At 47.4% G+C, this 16,890-nt stretch carries 17 protein-coding genes; 6 read left to right on the forward strand and 11 right to left on the reverse strand.

What is annotated here, in order from left to right; all coding sequences use genetic code 11:
* Positions 1-316: 316 nt before the first annotated feature.
* The 3 genes from QUA25_RS17950 to QUA25_RS17960 are packed head-to-tail and all read left to right on the forward strand — an operon-like array spanning position 317 to position 2,158.
* On the forward strand, positions 317-1,060 hold the full coding sequence (locus tag QUA25_RS17950; protein WP_333040128.1) for a DUF4145 domain-containing protein: 744 nt from the start codon (positions 317-319) through the stop codon (positions 1,058-1,060).
* Between the two features lie 55 nt (positions 1,061-1,115).
* A complete protein-coding gene (locus QUA25_RS17955) occupies positions 1,116-1,613 on the forward strand; it encodes a DUF4365 domain-containing protein (protein ID WP_333040130.1) in 498 nt (165 codons plus the stop codon).
* Positions 1,610-2,158, forward strand: coding sequence for a hypothetical protein (locus QUA25_RS17960; RefSeq protein WP_333040133.1), 549 nt, complete (start codon positions 1,610-1,612; stop codon positions 2,156-2,158). The genes QUA25_RS17955 and QUA25_RS17960 overlap by 4 nt, the downstream gene beginning before the upstream one ends.
* 21 nt (positions 2,159-2,179) lie before the next feature.
* Here QUA25_RS17960 and QUA25_RS17965 read toward each other — a convergent pair whose 3' ends face one another.
* From QUA25_RS17965 to nuoB, 7 genes are all read right to left on the reverse strand, one after another.
* Positions 2,180-2,995: an alpha/beta hydrolase gene (locus QUA25_RS17965; protein WP_333040136.1), complete on the reverse strand. Its 816-nt coding sequence runs from the start codon at positions 2,993-2,995 to the stop codon at positions 2,180-2,182.
* Between the two features lie 32 nt (positions 2,996-3,027).
* Positions 3,028-4,227, reverse strand: a complete 1,200-nt coding sequence (locus tag QUA25_RS17970) for an FAD-dependent monooxygenase (RefSeq protein ID WP_333040138.1) — start codon at positions 4,225-4,227, stop codon at positions 3,028-3,030.
* 314 nt (positions 4,228-4,541) lie between these two features.
* Entirely contained in the window at positions 4,542-4,775 is a 234-nt protein-coding gene (locus tag QUA25_RS17975; protein ID WP_333040139.1) for a hypothetical protein, read from the reverse strand.
* Complete coding sequence (locus QUA25_RS17980; RefSeq protein ID WP_333040141.1) at positions 4,742-4,930, reverse strand: hypothetical protein; 189 nt, start codon at positions 4,928-4,930, stop codon at positions 4,742-4,744. The genes QUA25_RS17975 and QUA25_RS17980 overlap by 34 nt, the downstream gene beginning before the upstream one ends.
* A gap of 277 nt (positions 4,931-5,207) precedes the next feature.
* A complete protein-coding gene (locus QUA25_RS17985; RefSeq protein WP_333040142.1) occupies positions 5,208-6,002 on the reverse strand; it encodes an SDR family oxidoreductase in 795 nt (264 codons plus the stop codon).
* A gap of 77 nt (positions 6,003-6,079) precedes the next feature.
* A complete protein-coding gene (locus QUA25_RS17990) occupies positions 6,080-6,499 on the reverse strand; it encodes a VOC family protein (protein ID WP_333040144.1) in 420 nt (139 codons plus the stop codon).
* Positions 6,492-7,205 carry an NADH-quinone oxidoreductase subunit NuoB gene (gene nuoB, locus QUA25_RS17995; RefSeq protein ID WP_333040266.1) on the reverse strand — a complete coding sequence of 238 codons (714 nt, stop codon included), beginning with the start codon at positions 7,203-7,205 and terminating at the stop codon, positions 6,492-6,494. Before nuoB ends, QUA25_RS17990 begins: the two co-directional genes overlap by 8 nt.
* A gap of 546 nt (positions 7,206-7,751) precedes the next feature.
* Here nuoB and cax point away from each other — a divergent pair.
* On the forward strand, positions 7,752-8,873 hold the full coding sequence (gene cax, locus QUA25_RS18000) for a calcium/proton exchanger (RefSeq protein ID WP_333040146.1): 1,122 nt from the start codon (positions 7,752-7,754) through the stop codon (positions 8,871-8,873).
* 1,117 nt (positions 8,874-9,990) lie between these two features.
* Complete coding sequence (locus tag QUA25_RS18005) at positions 9,991-12,063, forward strand: serine/threonine-protein kinase (RefSeq protein ID WP_333040148.1); 2,073 nt, start codon at positions 9,991-9,993, stop codon at positions 12,061-12,063.
* Between the two features lie 105 nt (positions 12,064-12,168).
* Here the strand turns inward: QUA25_RS18005 and QUA25_RS18010 are convergent, their stop codons facing one another.
* The 3 genes from QUA25_RS18010 to QUA25_RS18020 all read right to left on the reverse strand — a co-directional run bounded on the left by QUA25_RS18010 (position 12,169) and on the right by QUA25_RS18020 (position 15,336).
* A complete protein-coding gene (locus QUA25_RS18010) occupies positions 12,169-12,720 on the reverse strand; it encodes a GUN4 domain-containing protein (RefSeq protein ID WP_333040150.1) in 552 nt (183 codons plus the stop codon).
* A 49-nt stretch (positions 12,721-12,769) separates the two neighbouring features.
* Positions 12,770-14,470 (reverse strand): calcium-binding protein, encoded by a 1,701-nt coding sequence (locus tag QUA25_RS18015; protein ID WP_333040152.1) that lies wholly within the window; start codon positions 14,468-14,470, stop codon positions 12,770-12,772.
* Between the two features lie 227 nt (positions 14,471-14,697).
* Positions 14,698-15,336 carry a transaldolase family protein gene (locus tag QUA25_RS18020; RefSeq protein WP_333040153.1) on the reverse strand — a complete coding sequence of 213 codons (639 nt, stop codon included), beginning with the start codon at positions 15,334-15,336 and terminating at the stop codon, positions 14,698-14,700.
* A 437-nt stretch (positions 15,337-15,773) separates the two neighbouring features.
* On the opposite strand from QUA25_RS18020, the gene QUA25_RS18025 reads away from it, so the two are divergent.
* Positions 15,774-16,001: a hypothetical protein gene (locus QUA25_RS18025; protein ID WP_333040156.1), complete on the forward strand. Its 228-nt coding sequence runs from the start codon at positions 15,774-15,776 to the stop codon at positions 15,999-16,001.
* A 176-nt stretch (positions 16,002-16,177) separates the two neighbouring features.
* Here QUA25_RS18025 and QUA25_RS18030 read toward each other — a convergent pair whose 3' ends face one another.
* Positions 16,178-16,846 (reverse strand): ElyC/SanA/YdcF family protein, encoded by a 669-nt coding sequence (locus tag QUA25_RS18030; protein WP_333040158.1) that lies wholly within the window; start codon positions 16,844-16,846, stop codon positions 16,178-16,180.
* Between the last annotated feature and the right edge of the window lie 44 nt (positions 16,847-16,890).

The raw sequence follows: 16,890 nt of genomic DNA on the forward strand, positions 1-16,890 counted from the left end.
TGTTTAGTAATCTTGACGAACTCCGCACAAAAGTCCAGGAAGTTTTGGCATCTTTCACCGCTCGCGTCATTGGTTTTATCACCGGATGGTCTTGGATTTTACATTCTTTATCTCTATCACATCTTTAAAAAAATGGTATTAGAAGCGGTGGATGTGGAAATTGAGGAGGAATGATAAAATTGGAGAGTGCGAAGTCGAGATAACTTTTATCGAAAATCGCGCACACTTGGAGCCATTCGCGATACCCTACTCCACAAGGTTCTCTCGGGCGAGCTTCGTGTTAAAGATACGGATTTTTTTTTGAGGCATCATTGTAATGACACTACCGCCTAGCGTTTTCAACAAATATCTCGCTCGGTTTGATGAACTTATACAAGAAGGAGAAAGGATTTATAAAGTTATTAAATATATTTCCAATGGTTACTTCAGCGTCCCGGGTGGAGTAACTAGACCTTTAACTCAACAAGAAATTGAAGATCGACAAAAACTAGAGGTGTGGCATTTAAACTATTTATCGTTACTAGATCAAATCATTCCTCCAAGGAGTGTTCATCGAAAATTATTGGAGGAAACAGTAAGTTTGTCCTATCCTCCAGATCACTTGAATACCCGCATTTCTCATTTAAAAGGATTGAAAGATGACTTTCAAAAAGGTTATTTAGGAGATTTGGGACTTGAGATAGAAGCTGCAATAGCAGCAGATTATATGAGTCAAGCAGAACAGTTGTTAGCAGAGGGTCAGTCTGGTCAATATGACGATGTACCAGCAGCCGTATTAGCGGGAGCTGTTTTAGAGAAATCTCTACGAACTCTCTGTGATAAGCAGAGTCCGTCCATACCAACAGTCAATAATAACAACGGTAAACCCCTAACACTCACCCCTTTGATTGATGTCTTGAAAAAAAATAACTTATTTAATGAACTAACAGCTAAGCAGCTTAGAGCCTGGGCTGATATTCGGAATAGTGCAGCTCACGGAAATTTTGATGAGTTTAATCGTAGCCAGGTGTATCTGATGATTCAAGGAATTAATAATTTTTTGGCAACCCACATGATATGAATTTATCTATAATGTCCTACCAAATAGATTAACAAGAATAATCGCTACGTAAAAAGTGGACATCAACCAACAAAAAGAACAATTCAGCAACATCTACCTGCAAGCTATCACCACCGTTGCCGGCTATTCCCTCTACAAACCCTTCGTAGACGATGACAGCGTGGATTTGGGAGTAGCTGCGAAAGGCGGGACTGGTCCCATCAGAGCACCTCGCTTAGAATTGCAGTTAAAATCTACATCAAGTGATATCCAAGACAATCACTTTATCCGCTACCCCCTCAAGCTCAAAAACTACGACGACTTAAGAATGGATGACTTCGCCATTCCCCGAATTTTAGTTGTCGTTTTAATTCCAGAAACACCCGAAGACTGGTTAACCCACTCCGAAACAGAACTTTGCATCAGAGGCTGCGGATATTGGATATCGTTGCGGGGAAAGCCAAAAACACAAAACACAAGCACTGTCACCGTAGTCATCCCCAGAACCAACCAATTTACAGTCGCCGCCCTTCAGTCAATTATGGAGAGAATTAGCCAAGGAGTTCAACCATGAAAATAACCGTAAAAGATAGCCAAACTCTCGAAACAATCAAGCTAAATCAACTGAGAAATTACTTACAAACTCACGGCTGGCATGAAGACCAACCTTTCTTAGATAATGCCACACTTTGGCACAAACCAACAGCCGACGCAGAAGAATTTGAAATATTGCTACCTAACCGGGAAAACCTGGGAGATTATGCAGCCCGCATCCGCGAGGCAATCCAAACCCTAGAAAACGCAGAAAATCGCCCTCAAATTGAAATTTTAAGCGAACTACTTACCCGCATTCCCAACACGACTATTCAGGGAATTGTTATGCAAATTCACACCCCAAATACCCAAAAATTAAGTGGCGAAATAACTCTCCTAGGTCTTGTAGCTGACAAATTGCGGAAAATTCAAACTTCACTCGCAGACAAAGATTATATTCTGGCGATTAAAGCTTATCAAGAACGCTTACCGATTCTCTGTAGCGGTGACTTAATCAAAGACAACAACGCCTTCATCCTCAAAAACCCCCACAACTTAACTCTCGATGAATTATGGCAAAACTAACAGATTTTGTCGAAATCTATATTAAAAACCTTCCAAACAGATATCAAGTTCCCTAGCAAAGGCCTCCGGCGCATCCAGCATCAGCCAGTGTCCAGTATCGGCGATCGTAGTTGTCGTCAGTGTGGGACGGAGGATGTGGAGGCTGAACGGAAAAGTGTTTGAGGGAGCAATAATGGCGTGGGCCCGTGTTCCAGGGGCTGCTAGGTAGCGATCGAGAGCATCAACAGCTTCAAAGGCAAACATCCCGCGAGACATTCCACACAGACAATCCTGTGGAGTCGCAGCCAAGCAAGCGAGAATCCGATCGCGCGTATCGGCCCTGCTTCCTGTCAGCGCCTCATTGAAGCTGCTTTCCACAGCAGCCCGCCAATCCTCCGTCTCCAGAGCCCTCTGGTAGGGAACGATCCGTGCCTCGTACACATCTGCAGCCACCTTGGTAAAGTCTCCAGGTGGGTCTGCCAGGATCAACTGCGCGATGCGGTGCGGTGTGGCGGCTGCTGTGGCGAGGGCTATACAAGCACCGAAACTGTGCCCCACGATCGCCACTCGATCGAGTCGCAGCCCATCCAGTACCGCGAAAACATCCGCTGCACAGGAGGCGGGCGCATAGTTGCCGTCCTCCGGCGGTGCAGAATCGCCGTGTCCCCGCATATCAAGGGCGATCGCGCGCCGGGTACGGGCGACACGGGCAAGCTGCGCCTCCCAGATGCTCGCGGAAACCGTCATACCGTGCACGAACACCACCGGCAACGGTTCCGACTCCCCAGCGCTGATAGGCGGGCTGGCTTCGATGATGTGAATAGTGCCGATCGGTCCTTTGAGAGTTGTCGATCGCATACAATTTTCTCCTAATTGTGAATTTCCTCTTTTCACACAACCAATTTTACCTCTGTTACTCCTTGGCGCAATTCATACTGTCCTTTTACCCAAAATTGTTTAATTTTTTCACCCAAAAACGGAGCCGCTTGCATCATCAATAAACGCAATAATCCATTTTTTCGCAGTTGTTCGCCTTTCCACGCTTCTTGTGCTTGAAGTTGTTGGGCGCGAATAATTTCCGGTTCGCGTTCTGCCTGAATCCGCGATAATGCTAAGTCAATATCCTCGCAATTAGCCCCTGCTTTCAATAAAGGTACAAGGTGATTGGCCGCAACAATTACATCGCGCAAAGCCATGTTAATTCCTTGAGCGCGAACCGGAGACATCGGATGTGCAGCATCCCCCAAAAGTATGATTCCTGGTCGATGCCAGCGCGGACAGCGACCAACCACAACAGATAATCGCATCGGAGATTCGATCGTATCGGCACAGTTGCGGAAATGTTCTGCCATCCACGCAGGAGATAGCGATGCGAAAGTTTCTGCCCAGTCTGTGTGTTTCCAATCAGTTTTGTCATCGGCAGATAACACCCAAGCCAGATGAAGTTTTCCTGATTCTGCCCCATGAAAGACACTGAATCCGCTACCGCCATTCAGGATGGAATAAAATACATTATCCGCCACAAACCGAGGATGAGCGGCCAGTTTAAACCACAGAACATCTATACTATTCTGCTGTTTTACTAACTCTAATTCTGCACGTTGTCGTACAACCGAGTTTCTACCATCTGTGCCAATGACAAGTGCAGCAGGAATCTCTCGCCCATCTCCTAGCTTTACACCCGCAATGCGATCGTTGCTGTACAGTAAATCTTTTACGGGAACACCTGAGATAAATTCAAACTCTGGATGCAACTTAGCTTCAGAAATTAGTGTTTCTAGCAAAGGCGGTTGCGATACCAGCGTACAAGGTCGATTTGACCCCATTGGCTCATCAACTCGAAATAGTTGCCGATCGCCCACAATGAACTCCCAGGCATCAATTTGTCGGTGTGGAACACCTTCTAGCATAGTGGATAAGCCCATTTGGGCGATCGCATCCAATCCGCTGGGCATTAACGCTTCACCCCGAAACACTCGGTAGGAATCTTTTGCAGCCTCAACCAACGTTACAGCAATACCTCGTTTCACCAGTAGCAAGGCAAGTGCCGCACCAGTTGGCCCCGATCCCACAATTACAACTTGCGTCATTGCCCTTCCCCATTGCTTTTTAATGTATTTCCCAGATTAATTTCCATCCTAAGATATAAAGCACTGCCTGCAACTCTTCATCCACTTCTGCTGGCCAATCTTCTGACACAGACCCAATTTGCTAGACTAAAAATGTTTTATTGACAGTAAAATTTTGAGATACATTTACTACAGAATCCTTGGACAAACCCGTAAATTCGATCGGCAACCAAACATTACCGAGCGCTTCTGCTAACCAAATTTTGGAAGTGACGATCGCCACAATAACACTATTGAAATGACCATAAAAATTTATGGCAGATTGGCATCTCTTTCTAACTGTTGGGAAATCTCTTTGAGGCATCGATCGTGCAAATTAAGCGGGGATGCTCTGGCTCGAATAAATCGAGTTGCTCCCAGGGAATACGATATCCCTTATGTAGATTGCGGGCACCCAAAAGATGCAGCAAACCAGCGCCTAAATTCCAGGCAAAACGCTCCACGATCGCCGGTACGCCCACCAGATATTCTACAATTACCCAATCATCACCTTGCTGCTGGGCGCGCACCTCTTCAATGCGTCCAACGTGGCTGAAACGGTCTGCCTCTTTGGGATGCAAACTGTGCTAGAGCCTGCTTCGGCGGCTGTGGCGATCGCTCCAATATCTAGGAAGCCGCCAATAGTGGTGACAATACCCAAGGCAATTTCCCGAATCTTGTTCATAGTCGCTGTCCAAGATTGAACCGTTTTCAATGTTTTGACCAACTTATCATGGGAGGACGACTGACTACAGCCAGCTAGCACCAGCAGGAGACTGGCGATTAAAGCTCTTTTCATGGGTGGCGATCGACTCCTCTAAGCAGTTTTACTAATATTTTCCTGCTTCAAATCGGCAATTAACAGCATCCTTAGAGAGATTTCTCTCTTTAGGGAGGTTGGCCTTAGTCCTAGAAAAGAGGGTGTTCTTAACTGATTTACGATCGCGATATTACAACTCGAACTAAACGATCGATCGCACGACACCGCCATCCACTCGCAAAGCAGCCCCGTTAATAGCAGATGATACCGGACTGGCAATAAATGCGACAAGTGCAGCCACCTCCGAAGTCTCCGCAAAACGCTGAATCAGCGACGAAGGGCGAGTCTTTTCAAAGAACTCTTTCTCCACTTGTTCGCGAGTCACCTTTTGGTTTTCTGCCAATCCTTGAATGAAATCTTCTACTCCTTCCGATCGCGTCGGCCCCGGCAGCACAGAATTAACAGTCACGTTGCTGCCAACAGTCGTCTCTGCCAAACCGCGGGCGAGGGAAAGTTGCGCCGTTTTCGTGACTCCGTAGTGAATCATTTCTGCTGGAATGTTGATGCCCGATTCGCTAGAGATGAAAATAATCCGCCCCCAATTCTTGGTCAGCATTAATGGTAGATATTTTCGAGAAAGTCGCACCCCGCTGATGACATTGATTTCCATAAAATTCATCCATTCATCATCGTCAACTTCCTCAAATCCTTTCGCTCCGTAAATTCCCAGATTGTTTACCAGAATGTCAACTGCGGGGACTTGCTGAAATAATTCGCCTGCTCCGGTTGCAGTTCCCAAATCAGCAGCGACACCTTGAAGTTTGGCATCGGGAGCAATTTCTTTGATTTGGTTGATCGCCCTTTTTACCCGATCTTCAGTCCGTCCGTTAACGATGACAGTTGCACCTTCTTTGGCGAGTTCGGTGGCAATTGCCAAGCCAATTCCTGCCGTTGAGCCGCTTACAAGTGCCACTTTACCAGATAGTTTTAGTTCCATTTTTGTTGTCCTCCAAAAAGTATTCTAGCCCGCGGAGGCGGACTTTGTGTTTGTAGCCACGAATTCTATTCATTGGCTTAAAATTGTGTTTTCTCCACTGTAAATCCGATTTCTTGCCCGTAAGATAGTTCGAGCGTGTGACCGTCCGGGTCTCGCAAAAAAGCCCAGTAGCCGATCGGATATCCATCATCTTTTGGTTCCTCTAGCAATAGGCTTTCTTGACGTGCTTGGTCGCAGAGCTCGTCCATGTATTCGCGGCTTTTGCAGCCAACTCCGAGATGTGCAAAGGCAGACAAAACGGGATGTACGGAGTCTGTTTGAATTAGCACAATTACAAAAGGGCGAGTGCGATCGGAAAGCCAGACTACAGCAACACCAGCTTCTGCATCGATGCGGCGGTGAACTACTTGCATCCCAGCATATTTGGAGTAGAATTCAATACTGCGATCGACATTTGAAACCGGAAGGGCGATATGAGTCAGTCCAATATCAATCATGAGAGGTATCAGAAGTTAATTGAAACTGTTGGACTGTTGGCAATCCCGATGATGCAATTTCTTTTGGTGGCACCTGTCGCGCTGAAGTCTCCAGGTATTTTCCCTCGTGAATTGGTGAGACGATTTTCATCCGGTGAGGGCGGCTGTAGTAGCGGTGGGTGGGTTCCCTCAGTGCCTGTTCTTGGAAGCTTTCGTTGGCAATTTTCTTGCGGAGTTTGACGATCGCATCCATAATCGCTTCGGGGCGGGGCGGGCAGCCCGGCACATAGACATCCACGGGAATTAACTTGTCTACACCGCGCGCAGCAGTCGGAGAATCTGCACTGAACATTCCGCCTGTAATCGTGCAAGCACCCATTGCAATCACGTATTTGGGTTCTGGCATTTGTTCGTAAAGGCGCACTAAAACCGGAGCATACTTCATCGTGATGGTGCCGGCGGTAATCATCAAATCTGCCTGTCGGGGAGACATCCGGGGAAATACACCTAATCGATCCAAATCGAAACGGGCTGCCAGCATGGCGCTAAATTCAATGAAGCAACAGGCAGTCCCAAACATCAGCGGATACAAGCTGGACATTTTTGCCCAGTTATAAAGGTCATCGACTGTTGTGAGGATGATGTTTTCAGATAGCTGATGCGTGACTTCAGGAGCGGCGATCGAATTGGCGATCGGCAAATCTTCAGAAGGAATATGCAGTGTCATGTCAGGTGAGTTCATTTTGACAAACTCCTTAATAAATCTAGCGGTTGGTTATCAGTATTTGCGTGTTGATTTATATCTGAATACTAAAAATTTTTAGTGAAAATTGAGTAAAAAACAACTGATAAATACAGTTTTTATTTAATTATGGTATGGCATTTTAGAGGTCGCCACCAACTGTAATATACTGTAAAGTATCGGATAAAAATAGCGATTTTGGGAGTTATGCTTCAACTGCGTGGGATTCGCGATCGCGCTGTACAAAAGCTTGATCGACCGGCAACCAACAGCTAGCGCGCCAGAGAGGGCGATCGTCCCAGAGTAGAAGCCTCCGGATTTATCGGTGCGGGTCGCTTTCATCAATCTAAAACTTGTGCCGATCCCAACGACTGCGTTGATCCTGAGCGTAGCCGAAGGGCTCAGGATCAACGCAGTCGAAGTATCTAAAATCTACAATCGATTGACGGAACGCCTAATTCCAGAACCCAAGCTTTTGTTTTAATTTGCCATCAGGCTATGATTGACGGTTGGCAGACTTTCAAAATCCAAATGCTAAACACAAATACAATTATTTCCAGCCTGCTGTTATTTATCCCAGTTTCCATCGCCGGACACTTTCTCGGCTGGGAATCCTCCACAATCTTCATCACCTCGGCTTTAGCCATCATCCCCCTAGCCGCGTGGATGGGGACGGCAACCGAAGAAATCGCCGTCGTCCTCGGTGCCAACTTGGGGGGTTTGCTGAACGCTACCTTCGGAAATGCCACGGAACTAATTATCGGCATTGTCGCCCTCAACGCCGGACTAATAGATGTTGTCAAGGCCAGCATCACCGGTTCAATTATGAGCAACCTGCTGCTGGTGATGGGATTGGCGATGCTGCTGGGCGGCTTGCGCTACAAAGAACAAGATTTTCAGCCGACAGTCGCCCGGTTGAATGCTTCAGCGATGAACTTAGCCGTGATTGCCATTTTGGTGCCAACTGCAGTTAATGCCACCTCTATTGGCATCCCTCCGGCAACTATGCAGAACCTCTCTAGCGCTGTTGCTGTAGTGCTGATTGTCGTCTACGTGCTGACGCTGCTGTTTTCGATGAAAACCCACAGTTATCTGTACGATGCAGGGGTAGCAGAAATAGAAATGCTTGAAGAATTAGCCGAAAGTAACTTAGCACCAGACAGTCCTGACCACAAAGTCAATCTACCGCTGTGGATTGGGGTGCTGTTGGCCTGTACCCTGATGGTAGCTGTCGAGTCGGAACTGTTGGTGGGTACTCTGGAAGAAGCGACGGCGCGTTTGGGGCTGACATCACTGTTTACCGGGGTGATTTTAGTGCCAATTATTGGCAATGCGGCTGAACATACCACGGCGGTGACGGTGGCGATGAAAAATAAAATGGATTTGTCGGTTTCTGTGGCCGTGGGTTCGAGTTTGCAAATTGCTTTGTTTGTTGCCCCGGTGTTGGTTTTGGCAGGTTTTGTCTTGGGCAAACCGATGGACTTGAACTTCAATCCGTTTGAACTTGTAGCGGTTGCGGTGTCGGTGCTGATCGCCAATTCTATCAGTTCTGACGGCAACTCTAACTGGCTAGAAGGTACTTTGCTGTTGGCAGCTTATACGGTTTTGGCGCTGGCGTTCTACTTCCATCCGGTAATTGAGGGACTTGTTTAAAAGGCTTTCTTCTGCTGAAGGTAGAGGGTAGAGGGTAGAAGGCAGAAGGCAGATTTTTTCACTACCCCACTCCCCTACTCCCCTACTCTCACTTCTTTCTTCGAGAGTGGTGGTTGCGATCGTACAATTGAAATGTGGCTACTCTCTCGTTATTAGTTCTGGTCTGTTTGTACATTATGTGCTGTGCTCAGGGATTTGTGACCTTGATCGGCTGTGAGAAACAACAAAACCTTTGGCATCAACCCGATCATCGTTAGAGTGCACTGCCACAGGTTATACAAAAACACGGGATGCTCAAGTCAAGCGAGACTAAAGCCTCCCTTGACTTCAGAGAAGCTGCAAGATTTCAATCAAGGGTGCTCATGAGTCTTTTACTAGGTGTGCTACGATCGTCATAAGTTGAAAATTGAGTCTGACTAGACAACGTAAAACCTCGTACTCTTATTGTTGAGTACGTCGTCCCACAAACACGGTGTTGCCGTCTAGGAAAACTCATATTTGAACAAAAACCGAACTAGATAAAGAGGATTAATTAAATACGGTATGCCATACCGCAATTAACGATTTTACAGAAGACACCTCTAATTCGGCTTGAGTAATCTTGTCAAGGCAAGTAACGCAAGCTGAATCAAAAATCTCACTCACCAAGAGTGCACAGAGGTTAATCTAATCGCTTAATACTTGATTAAACTTCCTCCGAGCTGCCGATCACAAGCATATTGACAGAGGCACATTTTTGTGCAACATTCTCAGAATAATGCCCAAAATCTGCAGGAAAAATTTTCTGGAAGAGTAAACGAGGGTCGATTTAAAACTGACCAGCCTATAAAAAGGTCGAACGGGATACCACGATTCGTTAAATTGGTTGAAAATAATGGTTAAACAATGGCTAAAAGCTTCCACAATAATAAATAGTTGTACAGACTTCAAAAATAGGGTGCTGCTCCACCCGAATTTACGCCTGTGGACAAGTAAGAGCCGACTCTCTTGGCAGAAGCAGGAATCAGACCCTCTAGAAAATACTTCTAGTTGAATGGTGAAGCTTAGATAAGTTTAGCCAAGTTTTGTATAGCAGTGTCAAAGTAAAACTTGATAGAGCAACCTCAATCAGGGTTATGTGGCTTCTGTGAGTTATTGCCTCAATCCCAAATGTCCGAATCCCTCCGATCCAGCCAACTCTGGCAAATCCGTGTGTATCCACTGCGGGTCTGAACTTTTGTTGCAAGGTCGATATCGGCTAGTCGCGCCTCTCGGAGGCGGCGGCTTTGGCAGAACATTTGAAGTGGACGACAACGGCGCCCGAAGAGTGCTCAAAGTCCTGCTCAAAGAACATCCCAAAGCTGTAGAACTGTTTAAGCAAGAAGCCGACGTGTTGGTCAGGCTAAGACATCCAGGTATTCCAAAAGTCGATCGCGACGGTTATTTTACATTTACGCCCGCTCACAGCACAGAGTCTTTTCACTGTCTGGTGATGGAGAAAATTGCTGGGGCCAATTTGCAAGACTGGCTGAAACATCGGGGCCGCCCCATCAGTCAAGAACAAGCTGTGAACTGGCTCAAACAACTGTCGGAAATTTTAGACCAAGTTCACCGCCTCAACTATTTCCATCGGGATATCAAGCCGCACAATATTATGTGCAAGCCAAACGGGCAGTTAGTGCTGATTGACTTCGGGACTGCTCGGGAAGTGTCGGCGACTTATTTCGCTAAGGTGGGCCAGGGGCAAAATGTGACCGGTATTGTTTCCCCGGGCTACACGCCGCCGGAACAAACTAATGGCAAGGCTGTTCCGCAGTCAGATTTTTTTGCTCTGGGCCGCACTTTTGTTTATTTGCTGACTGGAAAGCCACCGACTGCGTTTCCAGAGAACCCGCGCACGGGCAGATTAATGTGGCGCAAAGGAGCTCCTCAGGTTTCCGACGCCGTGGCTAATGTAATCGATTATCTGATGGCGCCTTTTCCGGGAAATCGACCTCAAAGCCCGCAGATGGTTTTGCAGTGCTTGGAGGAAATTAATCTCGACGGCGCGGAAAGTCAGTTGCCTACTCAGTTGCCGACGACGGGGCAAACTAAACTTCGCGCAACTTCCGGGACGCCTGATGTGAAGAAGCAGACTTCTGTAAACCGCCTCAGACCTCTGAATTCGGGATTGAAAAAGGCGGAGAAAGATGTTTTTGATTGGAAAAAGAAGTTGCTGGCGGGCACTGCTGTTTTGATGCTGGGTATTGGGGGGTCTCAAATTTACGGGTCGATGCGTTACGGGGTGTTTCCGGCAAACCCGGTGTGGCTGCTTTCTACTTTACCTAGCAGTAAGTTTTTGCAAAAAAGTTTAAATAATGTCGAGGGTGTAAATGCGCTCGCCCTGTCGCCTGACGGTCAAACTTTGGTGAGTTCAAGCTTTGGGACGATTAAAATTTGGAATGTGAGGACGGGAGGCCTGGTGCGGACTCTCAATTCGGTGCATTCTAAAAAATCGGTCAACACGCTGGCGGTGAGCCCGGACAGCTCGATTTTGGCCAGCGGCGGCGGGGACAAGAATGTGATCCTCTGGGATTTGAAGAGGGGGCGACGGATGCGGACGATTCCCGCTCACACAGCCGCCGTCAACGCGATCGCTTTTAGCAGGGACGGTCAAACTCTGGCTAGCGGCAGCGATGACAAAACTATTCGCTTGTGGAATGTCAGAACCGGCAGCCGGTTGCGGACTTTGAGCGGCCACGCCGGAGGAGTAAATGCCATCGCTTTGAGCCGGGACGGTAAAACTCTGGCTAGCGGCAGCGAGGACAAGACTCTGCGTTTGTGGAATCTCAGCACCGGAGAAGTCAGAAGAATTATCACAGGGCACGGGGGCCCGGTTACTGCTGTGGCTTTTAGCCCGAACGGGAAAATTGTGGCTAGTGCTAGCACCGACAAACGGATCGTATTGTCGAACGTGCAAGACGGGAAGCGCACCCGCACTTTTAAAGGGCATTCGAGCTCGGTGAGGACGATCGCCTTTAGCCCGGACAGCCGGACTTTGATCAGCGGGGGCGGAAATATTATAGTTTGGGATTTGAAGACGGGAAAAGAAAGAAGCACTCTTTCTGGTCACACTCAGTTTGTGAGTTCTGTTGCTATTGCTGCCAGAGATAGCAAGACTTTTGTGACCGGCAGTCCCGATCGCACTATTAAGATTTGGCGAATGCCATAGTCCTACTATTTTAGATTTTAGATTTTAGATTGAAGAGTCGAGGCGATCGAGAAATCCCATCCCGACTCCGACGTGGAAGTCTGGGCATTGCCCGTCCTACAACTGTTACTTGCCGCAATTGGCAAAAGTAGAAAACAGGTTAAATTCTGTAACTCTCCACGCTTGCCATGTCTGCGCGCCCGCAAAAAGACTGTACCTAGTTATGCTTTTATCGCTGTCAACATAACTTTGCCAACTTAATGAAGCAACAGTTGGATACTGGGCTGGAAACTCCCCTGGTATAGGACTTACTTGCGAGCTCATGTTCCATCCTACTTGCTTGCTAAATTCTTTAATTTGACCTTCGCAAGTTCGACAGTTAGAACCGCCGACTTTCTGCCAAATCTCTAACTGCGGAGTCAATCCATATTTGCCATTGCTCGATTGCATCCACATCCCATCGATCGCCCGGAGGTTCGGACAAGACAGATTGGCGGAGTTGTTGCGGATCAGAGACACTGTTTCTTGATCTGCTTCGTACCATTTTTTGGCTTCTAATAAAGATTGAAGTTTGCTAAATTCGCTGTTGCTTTCTTGTGAATTAGCGGTAAATGCTGGTTGCAAAACTGCAATAAATGTGCCTACTAATGCGAGGGATAGTTTGCCAAGTTTAATCATGATGTTTTTCTGAGTAACAGTGATTTAACAAATGACCAGTTTACCATCTCTAGACTGAGATGAAATCTTCAGAGCCAATAAAATTGGGAGCAACGCCTGTCAAAGAAGCTAAAACTTCACCGCTGCTGGCAACTCTAATTAATGTGCCGTTAGTTCCAGGGGAAATTGATAGCTGTCCGAAAGTCAAGCCATTGATTAATTGAATGGTATCTTGAGAGTTGGCGAAATCAGAGATTGTATCAACTCCCAATCCCGCACCTAAAACAAATACATCGTTGCCCGCGCCACCGACAAGATTATCGTTTCCCAAACCGCCGTTGAGGGTGTCAAAACCTTTTCCCCCAGACAGGTTATCGCTGCCGTCGCCACCATTGATGATATCGTTGGCCCGCAAACCAGTCAGCACGTCATCGCCTGCCAAACCGTTGATGGTGTCGTTGCCGTTCGTGCCTGTCAGGTTGTCGTTGCCGTTCGTGCCGTTGATGACGTTTGGAGGGTTATTGATGTCGCCTGAAGTGTTGCCAGTGTCAGAAACGAAGATGTCGGTGGTGTTGTTGGTATCTCCCGGCACGAGGTTGCTGGCACTAGAATCAAACACCACAAACCGCCCGTTGGTCGAGATGGAGGTAGAGAAGGAGATGTCGTTCCCCTGATTGCCTGCTGAGTCTACAGAGACGCGGGTGGTTGTGTTGGCGCGCGTGTCGCGCACGAAGATGTCGCGACTACCGTTAGTGTCACCAGGCACGAGGTTGGTGGCAGCAGAATTAAATGCTACAAACCGCCCGTCGTCGGAAATGGAGGCAATCGCGAAGGAATTGTTGTTCGCCTGATTACCTGCTGAATTAACAGAGACGCGGGTGGTGGTATTGGTTGACAAGTCCCGCACAAAGATGTCGGTGTTATTGTTAGTGTCTCCCGGTACTAGGTTGGCTGCTATAGAAGAAAACGCCACAAACCGCCCGTCTGCCGAGATGGAGGGGAACCCAGACAACCCGTTCCCCTGATTGCCTGCTGAGTCAACAGAGGCGCGGGTGATGGTATTGGTTAATAAGTCGCGCACGAAGATGTCGGTGCTACTGTTAGTGTCTCCCGGCACGAGGTTGGTGGCATCAGACGAAAACGCCACAAACCGCCCATCGGCTGAGATGGAGGTAGAGATGGAATTGTTGTTCCCCTGATTGCCTGCTGAATCTACAGAGACGCGGGTGGTGGTATTGGCGAGCGTGTCGCGCACGAAGATGTCGTCCCTAATGTTGGTATCCCCCGGCACGAGGTTGGATGCTGTCGATACAAACGCCACAAACCGCCCGTCTGCCGAGATGGAGGGCTTGCTTAAGGGGGGGTTGGAGATACCATTCCCCTGATTGCCTGCTGAGTCAACAGAGAGGCGGGTGGTGGTGTTGGAGCGCGTGTCGCGCACGAAAATATCTCGGCTGCCATTAGTGTCTCCCGGTACTAGGTTGGCTGCATCAGATGCAAACACCACAAACCGCCCGTCGCCGGAGATGGAGGGGACGTAGGATTCGCCGTTCCCCGGATTGCCTGCTGCATCCACAGAGACGCGCGTGGTGGTGTTCGTTAATAAGTCGCGCACGAAGATGTCCAGGCTAGCGTTACTGTCTCCCGGCACGAGATTGGGGGCACGAGATGCAAACGCCACAAACCGCCCGTCACCGGAGATGGAGGGATCGCCGGAGCCATTGTTCGCCTGATTGCCTGCTGAGTCAACTGAGACGCGAGTAATAGTCATAAGCCCTGACATTTAAGAGTATAAGTTTGGAGCTCCCGTGCGGTTGATTGACATTATTCAATAAGCATTTCTCAAAGTCAATTCATAAAAGTCATAACTTTGAGTTCATAAAAGCCCTATTTATCAACAAATGTTACCAAGAGTAGACAAAATAGCCAAACTCATATGCAGTCAGCGAGCGAATGATACTTGCTCCAGAATTAATGAAGTTTTCTCTATTGCAACATCTAATAACTTATTCCCCGCCCGTTTTTGGCAAATTCATCAACTGTTTGCTGGGACAATTCGTGAACTGCGATCGCCTGCAATACATCAAAAGGCAATGTCAAATGATGTGCTCCAGCTAATAAAGTCTTTACCGCTTCTTCCGGCGATTTAATGCTAGCTGCCAAAATTTCAGTATTAGTTCTGTGCAACACATTTGCCATATCCCGCACTAAGGCAAAACCGTCTCCCAACAATCGGGTGGCGCGATTCACGTAGGCTATCGCATATTTAGCCCCCGCTTCTGCTGAGACAACTGCTTGTGATGCGCTGTATATCGCCGTAACCGCGCAAGGAATTTCCGGTGATAAATGCGCGACTGCTTGGAAACCCGCAGCCGTTGCTGGAACTTTCAAAACTGTTTGCTGTCCAATTAATTCAAAAGCGGCTTTTCCTTCTGCTACCATGCCATCAACATCAGATGCCATTAGCTGATAATACACTTCCCCAGGAATCAGTTGTGCCAGTTGTTTAAGGGTTTGCTCAGGAGATAACTCGCTTTTTGCCAAAAGTGTCGGATTAGTAGTAATTCCCGCTATCCATCCGAACTTGCTTGCCCGTGCGGCTTCCGCTACAATTGCAGTATCAACATAAATTGCCATCGGCTCTACACCTTCAGTTTGTTAATATTTCCCAGACGGTTGCTTGCAGATTGATATAAATCCGAGCGAAATTAATTGTTAATCTTTAACAATATCAGAATCTCGGAAATATTACTGTTAAGTAAATATAACACTTCAGTGATGTGCATCATCGGTAGTAGCGCGTGAGTTTTGAATTTAACAGGACTTAGGCTCCGAAAGCCCGTTTATTACAAAAAATTGGTAGAGGACGACCTATCTGTGAATAAATCGGCTTTCTGAGGAAAATTGGCTAAGTGCTATTTAAGATAGCTAACAACTGAAATCAAAACTTTTAAGTCAGGTGGTAACTGCGATTCTCGGGTAAGAAAAACTTGACTCCCAAAATCCCGGATACAAAGAAATTACATTTGTAGTAAGGGTTATGTATGCAATAACTCCAGGAGGTGACTCAGAAAATGACCGAAGAAAAAAATCAGCAGCCCCAAGTCAGCCTTGAGACATCTTCTGAACAACCTCAGTTGGAAAAGTCAGCAGAAAACGCTCAAGAATTCTCGATAAATCTTAAGTCTGAAACTCTGTCTCAAACGGTTGAAAATAACGCCGAAGACCGTTTGAAGGCTCTAGGCCGCTTAATGATGGTGAGCCTAACTTGGTCGCTGGCGGGGCTTTCCAAACGCGAGTAAGTTATGGAACACTACCGCAACGGGCGAGTTATGATTTGTGAGTTGTGTTGTAAGTTTTGTTTAGCTCAAAACTTACAACTCCCGGACTTAGATGATGTCCGGTTAGTTGTAGGAAAACCCGTTTTTAGTGAAGGATTTAGTCCTTAAAGCAAGGACTAAAGTTTTCAACAAAGCACTCATAACTTTTCTTTAATTCCTTCAAACGGGCCCAAAAAAGTCGGTTCTGGACGGGTAACGCGCACTTCCCAAAGCGCTTTGAGGACGGCCAAAAATTCGCGGAAACTGTAGCGAATCATGCCCTTTTGGCGAAATTTGCCCCAATCCGGCGTTCCTAAACCGATCGCCTCTACGCCCAACTGGCGGCAGGTATAAACAGCGCGGGCTAAGTGAAAGTTTTGGGTAACTAAAACAGCCTGGGTTATGCCAAAAATCTCTTTCGCCCGGTAGCAACTTTCATAGGTGCTAAATCCGGCATAATCGAGAATGATATTATTAGTCGGTACGCCCTGGGCTGCGGCGTAGTCCTGCATTGCTTGGACTTCGTTGTAATCGACGCTGCTATTGTCTCCTGTCATCAAAAGTTTGTCCACTCGCCCCGCTTTGTACAACTCGACGCCTGCTTGGACTCGATCGGCTAACATGGGGCTTGGAGTGCCGTCTTCCCAAAGTCCGGCACCAAAAACTATAGCAATCGGTTCTGCAGGCACGTTAGCTATATCGCTGTGGCGGTAGTTGCGGGTAACAAGGCGGACGTAGTAGTTGAGTGCTAGGGGTGTGATCGCTGAGGTTAATATTAACAGCCCGATGGCAAGCCGCCATTGAAATCTAAAGGATTTAGGCAACATAATTTCAAGTTAACTTCCTATATAATTACACCAACCGGAACCTT

Origin of the sequence: Microcoleus sp. Pol17C6 (assembly GCF_036701145.1) — a bacterium.
GTDB lineage: Bacteria > Cyanobacteriota > Cyanobacteriia > Cyanobacteriales > Microcoleaceae > Microcoleus.

Bases quoted from the DNA above. Each gene is read 5' to 3' on its own strand.
- cax (WP_333040146.1), top strand. From the start codon at position 7,752: ATGCTAAACACAAATACAATTATTTCCAGCCTGCTGTTATTTATCCCA.
- QUA25_RS18030 (WP_333040158.1), bottom strand. From the start codon at position 16,846: ATGTTGCCTAAATCCTTTAGATTTCAATGGCGGCTTGCCATCGGGCTG.
- QUA25_RS17990 (WP_333040144.1), bottom strand. From the start codon at position 6,499: ATGATTGATATTGGACTGACTCATATCGCCCTTCCGGTTTCAAATGTC.
- QUA25_RS17985 (WP_333040142.1), bottom strand. From the start codon at position 6,002: ATGGAACTAAAACTATCTGGTAAAGTGGCACTTGTAAGCGGCTCAACG.
- QUA25_RS18025 (WP_333040156.1), top strand. From the start codon at position 15,774: ATGACCGAAGAAAAAAATCAGCAGCCCCAAGTCAGCCTTGAGACATCT.
- QUA25_RS18015 (WP_333040152.1), bottom strand. From the start codon at position 14,470: ATGACTATTACTCGCGTCTCAGTTGACTCAGCAGGCAATCAGGCGAAC.
- QUA25_RS17980 (WP_333040141.1), bottom strand. From the start codon at position 4,930: ATGAACAAGATTCGGGAAATTGCCTTGGGTATTGTCACCACTATTGGC.
- QUA25_RS17950 (WP_333040128.1), top strand. From the start codon at position 317: ATGACACTACCGCCTAGCGTTTTCAACAAATATCTCGCTCGGTTTGAT.
- nuoB (WP_333040266.1), bottom strand. From the start codon at position 7,205: ATGACACTGCATATTCCTTCTGAAGATTTGCCGATCGCCAATTCGATC.
- QUA25_RS17970 (WP_333040138.1), bottom strand. From the start codon at position 4,227: ATGACGCAAGTTGTAATTGTGGGATCGGGGCCAACTGGTGCGGCACTT.
- QUA25_RS17965 (WP_333040136.1), bottom strand. From the start codon at position 2,995: ATGCGATCGACAACTCTCAAAGGACCGATCGGCACTATTCACATCATC.
- QUA25_RS17960 (WP_333040133.1), top strand. From the start codon at position 1,610: ATGAAAATAACCGTAAAAGATAGCCAAACTCTCGAAACAATCAAGCTA.
- QUA25_RS18020 (WP_333040153.1), bottom strand. From the start codon at position 15,336: ATGGCAATTTATGTTGATACTGCAATTGTAGCGGAAGCCGCACGGGCA.
- QUA25_RS18010 (WP_333040150.1), bottom strand. From the start codon at position 12,720: ATGATTAAACTTGGCAAACTATCCCTCGCATTAGTAGGCACATTTATT.